This is a genomic window from Streptomyces sp. F63 (genome assembly GCF_018070345.1).
Taxonomy (GTDB): domain Bacteria; phylum Actinomycetota; class Actinomycetes; order Streptomycetales; family Streptomycetaceae; genus Streptomyces.
Genome location: NZ_JAGPXX010000025.1, coordinates 1 through 6,067 on the forward strand (window position 1 = coordinate 1; position 6,067 = coordinate 6,067).

Annotated in this window: 3 protein-coding genes and 1 pseudogene; all 4 read right to left on the bottom strand. The window is 79.5% G+C overall.

Going from position 1 to position 6,067, the window contains the following annotated elements; translation table 11 throughout:
- A pseudogene (locus KBZ10_RS21710) lies at positions 1-797 on the bottom strand (hypothetical protein); the annotation flags it as partial.
- A complete protein-coding gene (locus KBZ10_RS21715) occupies positions 797-1,861 on the bottom strand; it encodes a sugar phosphate isomerase/epimerase family protein (protein WP_307847544.1) in 1,065 nt (354 codons plus the stop codon). The gene KBZ10_RS21715 and the pseudogene KBZ10_RS21710, both read right to left, overlap by 1 nt.
- A 422-nt stretch (positions 1,862-2,283) precedes the next feature.
- Entirely contained in the window at positions 2,284-3,501 is a 1,218-nt protein-coding gene (locus KBZ10_RS21720; protein ID WP_374223397.1) for a UbiA family prenyltransferase, read from the bottom strand.
- An 839-nt stretch (positions 3,502-4,340) separates the two neighbouring features.
- The gene (locus KBZ10_RS21725; protein WP_210989420.1) at positions 4,341-5,432 is read right to left on the bottom strand and encodes an inositol-3-phosphate synthase; all 1,092 of its coding nucleotides are present in this window, start codon (positions 5,430-5,432) and stop codon (positions 4,341-4,343) included.
- Between the last annotated feature and the right edge of the window lie 635 nt (positions 5,433-6,067).

A 6,067-nucleotide genomic window follows, 5' to 3' on the forward strand; every position in this document is an offset into this window, starting at 1 on the left:
GTGGGCAGCGTGCGTGGGGTTTCCGCGCCCGGGTCTGCGGCGGGCGGCTCGGGGGCGGCCGGGCCTGGCCGGGTATCGGGGCCGGGGCGGATACCGAAGTCTGTGCGGTCGGCGGAGCCGGTGCGTTCGCCCGGGCCGGACGCCGGGGCCGGTCCGGGGCGAGGACGGGCGCCGGGGTCGCGGCCGATGTGGCGTCCGGAGGCGGCGAACCGGACTTCCCAGGCCGGGAGCCGGGTCCGGGCCGCTGGCGTCTGGGCCTCGCCGGCCCCGGGGCCCGGCTCCGGCTGTGCGGGGGCCCGTCCGGCGGCCGCGGCTTCCGCCGCCGCCTCCGCCGTCGCGACAGCCGCGTCCAGCCATTCCCGTGCCTGGACGGACAGGCGGGTGCGAAGACGCTCACCCAGCTCGGCGAGGCCGGGTTCGGCGGATCCGGCGGAATCGGCGCCGGCTGATCCGGGGCTCGCGGGCTCCGGGGCGCCGGATGCGGCGTGGGCGTCCCCGGCGTCGGCGGCGGTGCCCGGGCCGGCGGAACCGGGTGCGTCATCACCGGAGTTGATGACGAGCGCGGCGGCGGCACCAGGGTTGCCGGTCCCGGTCCCGGTCCCGGTCCCGGCTTCGGCGCCGGTCCCGGTGCCGGCCTCGGCGCCGGTCCCGGTCCCGGCCTCGGCACCGGCCTCGGGTGCGGCCTCGGTCCCGGCCTCGGGTGCGGCCTCGGGTGCGGCCTCGGGTGCGGCCTCGGGTGCGGCTTCGGTTGCTCTTTCGGCCGCCGTGGGACGGCCCGGGACGGAGCCGGGTTGCATCAGCGTCTTCCTCCTGTCGCGGAGCCGGAGAGCCGGGAGGGGATGCCGGGAAGCGAACGCGGTCCCGCATGCCGCCCGGGGATGCGTCCGGCCGGGTGCGGGGCACGGCGGGCGGGGCCGACGGCCTGTGCCGCACGGGCGGAGCCGGGGGCCGTCAGGTCCGCGTGGCGGGTGCGGGCCTCGGCGTCCGCCCGGACGAGGAAGTCGTAGGAGCTGCACGCCAGTTCGGGGCCGCGGTGGGAGTCGCGGGGCAGCTCGACGCCGACCAGGCCCCCGTACTCCGCCGCGCGCAGTGCGGCGAGCACCGGCGGGACGTCGATCTCGCCCTCCCCGAACGGCAGATGCTCGTGCACCCCGCGCCGCATGTCCTCGATCTGGACGTGCCGCAGCCACGGCGCCACCGCCCGTACGCAGTCGGCGGGCGGTTCGGGTTCGAGGCATTGGCAGTGGCCGATGTCCAGGGTGATGCCGAGGGCGTCCGGGGCGCCGAGTGCCGTGCGCAGCCGGTGGAAGCCGGCGATGTCGCGGAGGAGGTGGCCGGGTTCGGGCTCGACGGCGAGTGGCGTTCCGGCGGCCGCGGCGGCGTCCACGACCGGGGCCATGGACTCGGCGAGCCGCTGCCATGCCATGTTCTCGGACACCCCGGGCGGGACGACGCCGCTGAAGCAGTGCACGGCATGCGCCCCGAGGTCCGCGCCGACCCGGACGGCCTTGAGGAGCAGGGCGATCCTGGCTCCCCGCGCCTCGGGGTCCGGGTCGAGGAGGGTGGGATGGTGCTTGCGGCGCGGGTCGAGGACGTAGCGGGCGCCCGTCTCGACGGTGACGGACAGGCCGAGCCGGTCGAGGCGGCGGGCCACCCGGCGGGTGCGGGCGGCCAGGTCGGGCGCGAGGGGGTCGAGGTGCATGTGGTCGAGCGTCAGTCCGACGCCCTGGTAGCCGAGGTCGGCGAGGAGGCCGAGGGCGTCGTCGAGGCGCAGATCGGTGAGGCCGTTGGTTCCGTAGGCGAAGCGCGGGGCGCCTTCCGCCGTGGGACCCGTGTCCCGCGCCCCGGCGGGCTCGGGCACCGCGGCGGCCCCGGACACCCCGGCGGGCCCGGACACCCCGGCGGGCCCGGACACCCCGGCGGGCCCGGACACCCCGGCGGCCCCGGTGGCCGGGCGGGCCGGGCCGGCTCCGTCGTGCCCGTCGTCCCCGTCTGCCGGGGTGGCCCCCGTGTCCGCGGCGGCCCCGCTGCTCACCCCGCCGGTTCGGCGGTCTTCGGCAGCGTCACCTCCCCCGGTGGCCCCGGAAGCTCCGGCCGTTCCACCGCGGCCGGCGGCTCCGGCGGCTTGGAGGCCCTCAGCGGACCGGCCCCAGCCGGCGGCACCGGCCACCGGGTGAACCCGAACGGCTCCGCCGGCCCGGCCGGACCCCGTGCCGGGGGTCTCGGCCGCTTCACCGGCTCGGCCGGGCCCGGGATGTGCTGCTGCCGGGTCGGGGGTGGGGGTCACGTGGGGCTCACCTTCCGGGACAGCCGGCGCGCCAGGGGGGCCAGAGCGAGCAGGGCGGCGGCGGTTCCGCTCCGCCCCGCGCGGGCCGTGAGGGACGCCTGGAGCGGGAGCATGGCGCGGATGCCGCCGCCCACGGCACGCTGGTAGAAGTGCGGGGACGGGTTCAGCGCGGCGTGGAGGAGCGGGCGCGCGGCCGTGGCGCCGTACACGGCGGCGAGGACGGCACCGGCCGGCTGCCCGGGAGCGGCCGGCCCGGGACGGACCGCGCTCCGGCGGCGCGGGAGTGGCGGGGCCGGGCGACGGGGAACGGACGGGGTCCGGCGGTGCCGAGGCGGCGTGGCCGGACGACGCGAACGGGACGGACCGGGGCGGAAGCCCCGGGCATCCCCGCGGCGGGACGGCTCCGCGGGAAGCGTCCCGTCCGCGGCCGGGTTGCCACCGAGGGCGCGGGCGATACCGCCTACGGCGGCGAGTGCGGCGAGCGGCAGCACCGTCGAGCCGCCCGTCGTCTCGCGCCGGGAGACGAGGGTGACGGCGCAGGTGTGCGCGGCGAGCAGCGCGGCGGAGGGCAGCGCCCGGCGCACCTCCCCCGCGGTGCCGTTCCCCGTCCCCGTTCCCGCCCTCCGCGTTCCCGCCCTCCGCGTTCCCGCCCTTCCCGGGCCCGCCCTCCCCGGGCCCGGCCTCCCGGTCCGGGGGCGCGCGGGAAGCAGCCGTACGCGGGACGGGCGCGGGGCGCCGGCCCCGGTGCCGCCGGGGGGCGGCGGTATGCGGGGCGGGTGCGGGGCGGCGGCGTCGGGCCGGGCGGCCGCCGTGGCCGTCGCCGTGGTCCCGAGGAGCAGGTCCAGGCCCCGGGCGGCCGCCATGGCGGCCGGTCCCGCCGGGGTGTTCTTCAGCCACAGGTCGTAGGCCCAGACGGTGCCCGCGAGGGCGGTGGCGGTGGCCAGCGCCGGGCGGCCCGCCGTCGCGGCGAGGCCCAGACCGGCCGCCGTCAGCCCGGCCGCCGTGCCGAGCGCGGCTCCCGGGGCGATCCGGCCGGACGGCAGCGGGCGGTGCGGGCGTTCCTCCGCGTCGAGGGCTTGGTCGGCCCAGTCGTTGAGGGCCATGCCCGCCTCGTAGAGGCAGAGCGAGGCGCAGACCGCGAGCGCCGTGCCGCGGTTCGCGCGGTGCCCCGCGGCCGCCGCGCCCGCCAGGGCGTCCCCGGGCACGCTCAACACCGCCGGGACACGCAGCAGTTCGGCCCAGGCCCGGCCCCGGCCCCAGCCCCGGCCCCGGTTTCCGTCCGGGTCGGAGGCGTGCCCCGGCGGAGCCTTCTCCCGCGCCCCGGCCGGAGCGGACCGCGTTTCCGTGACACCGCACCTGCCGGCACCCTGCGCGGCAGCGCCGCCCACGGCCCCGGCTCCGCACTCACCACCGGCGCGGGGGCCGGGAGCCGGACCGGCCGGGACGGGTCCGCCCCCGGGCGGGCCGCCACCCGGCGAACCCCGCTCGGCGCGGCGGTCCTCACCGGAGACCTCACCGCCCTCATGAGCCGGGTGTGGACCGCCACGGCCGTTCACGGACGAGCCCGGGCCCGGGCCCTCTCCATCGGCGTCGGGCTCGCCGTCCATACGGCTGCCGGGTGCCGGCGAATCCGGACGGCCGTCGGTTCCAGGCTCGTCCTCCTCCCGGGCAGCGGCCCGGGAATCCGGTGGAGTGGTCGCGGCGCCCCGGGCGAGCGGCCGTTCCGCGGTTTCGTCGCCGCGTTGGTCCGGGGTGTTGTCCGGGGTGTGGGGCCGGGACGTCCCGCCGGGGCTGTCCCGGCCGCCGGTGTCCGAGCCTCCTGCGGCCGGGGCCGGGCCGGTCGTGTCCAGGTCGTGTCCCGCGGCACCGGCGTCCGGCCCCGGCCGGGGTTCGGGGGCGGGCTCCGGCTCCGGGCCGGCGGGCGACTCGGGCCCGGGGGCGCTGTTCCGGCCGGGTCCGGACTCGGTCCCGGGGCCCCGCAGTCCGGTCATGTGCGGCGTGCGGCCCGCCGGGGGGCGGCCGTTGGCGTGTCCGGGGAAGCCGCCGGGTCCGGTCATGCGTCCGCCCCCAGCCGCTCGGCGAGGGACAGCAGGTCCCGCCATTGTTCGGAGAGGCCGGACGGGCCCCCGTCCGGGTCCTTGAAGTAGAAGCCGAGGCCCGGCACCGGGCCGGACATCCCGGCCGCGTGCGCGGCGGCCGCCAGCCGGGCCAGGTCGAGGACGAGCGGGGCGGCCAGCGCCGAGTCGCAGCCCTGCCAGATGGTCTGGAGGACCATCCGGGTGCCGAGGAAGCCGTCGAAGGCGATGTGGTCCCAGGCGGTCTTCCAGTCGCCGAGCGCCGGTACGTCGTCGATGTGCACCTCGCCCTCGGGCACCGTGCCGAGCGTGTCGGCGAGGACCCGCTCCTTGCCCGCGTTCTTCGCGGCCGCGGCCGCCGGGTCGGCGAGGGCCGCGCCGTCACCGCCGCCGAGCAGGTTGCTGCCGGACCAGGCCCGTACGGTCAGGGCGCGCTGCAGGAACATCGGCGCCAGGACGGAACGGAGCAGGGTCTGCCCCGTCTTGCCGTCCCGGCCCGCGTACGGCAGCCCGGACGCGGCCGCGGGCCCGGCCAGGGCCGGGTGGTGCAGGCCCGTGGACGGCGTGAAGTTGACGTACGGGCAGCCGGCGCGGAGCGCGGCGGCGGCGTAGAGGGAGCTGGGCGGCAGCCGGTCGTCGCCGGGGCCGGGCGCGGGTTCGGTGGAGGCGACGTTGACGACGACCGCGCGGGCGAGGCCGTGGTCCTCGATGAACGCGCCGATGTCGGCCGCGAAATCCGTGATCAGCTCCTCGTCGCTGCGGGTGTCCCCGGGCTGCGGGCCGCCGGGGCGGATCGCCGCGTCCGCGGCGGCGAGTTCGGCGCGGACGGCGGCGGGCAGACCGTGCGGCAGCACACCGCCCTCGGCGAGCGCCTCGGCCCGCTTCGGGAGCGGGCAGCCGGCGGTGTCGTGCCCTCCGAAGAGGAGCCCGTCGAGCGGCGGGAGGCCGCTGCCGGCGAAGGGCGGGGTCTCGGTCACCATGCCGGTCGGCGGATGCAGCCCGGCGGCGAGCGCGGCGGCGCCGGCGACGGTCGTGGTGGCGACGGACCCCCGCGCCCCGATCAGCCACACACCGGTACGGGGGCGGGCCGGACCGTCGCCCGGGCGGAGCGGGGCGGTGGCCCGCGCCGGGGTGCCGGGGCCGGGACCGGTGCCGACAGAGTGCCCGGAGTGGTCATCGAGGACCTGGCCGCCGGGGTCGCGGGATCGGACCGAGTGAACCGTGCGGCCCGGGCTTTTCGGGCTTTTCGTGCCATCGGTGTGATCCTCGCGAGGGTCCGGGGGGAGCTCGGCTCCGTCCGCGAGTGGGCTGAGGATCTCGTCCGTGCCGGTGCCGGTGCCGCTGCCGGTTACCCGGTCGGTGGCGGCTGCCGGACCGTTGGTGCCGTCCCGACGGGTGGCGGCTGCCGGACCCGGATTGGTGTGCCGGCGCGACGCCCGCCACTCCCCCGGTAACCGCGCGGATTCGCCGCTGCCCGCCACCGGGACGGCCGGGGCGTGCTCGGGGTGGCCGTCCCGGCGGCCACCGTCGCCCTCGGGGGCGGGGCGGCCCTCGTGGCCGGAACCGGAGGGGGTCGGGCTGTTCGTCACTGGCTGCCTCCCAGAGAACGGGCGCGGTGCGGCGTGCGGCGTGCGCTGTGCTGCCGGCAGACCGGCACAGACGCGGCGGTGCGGCGGTGCGGCGGTGCGGCGGTGCGGCGGGGCGG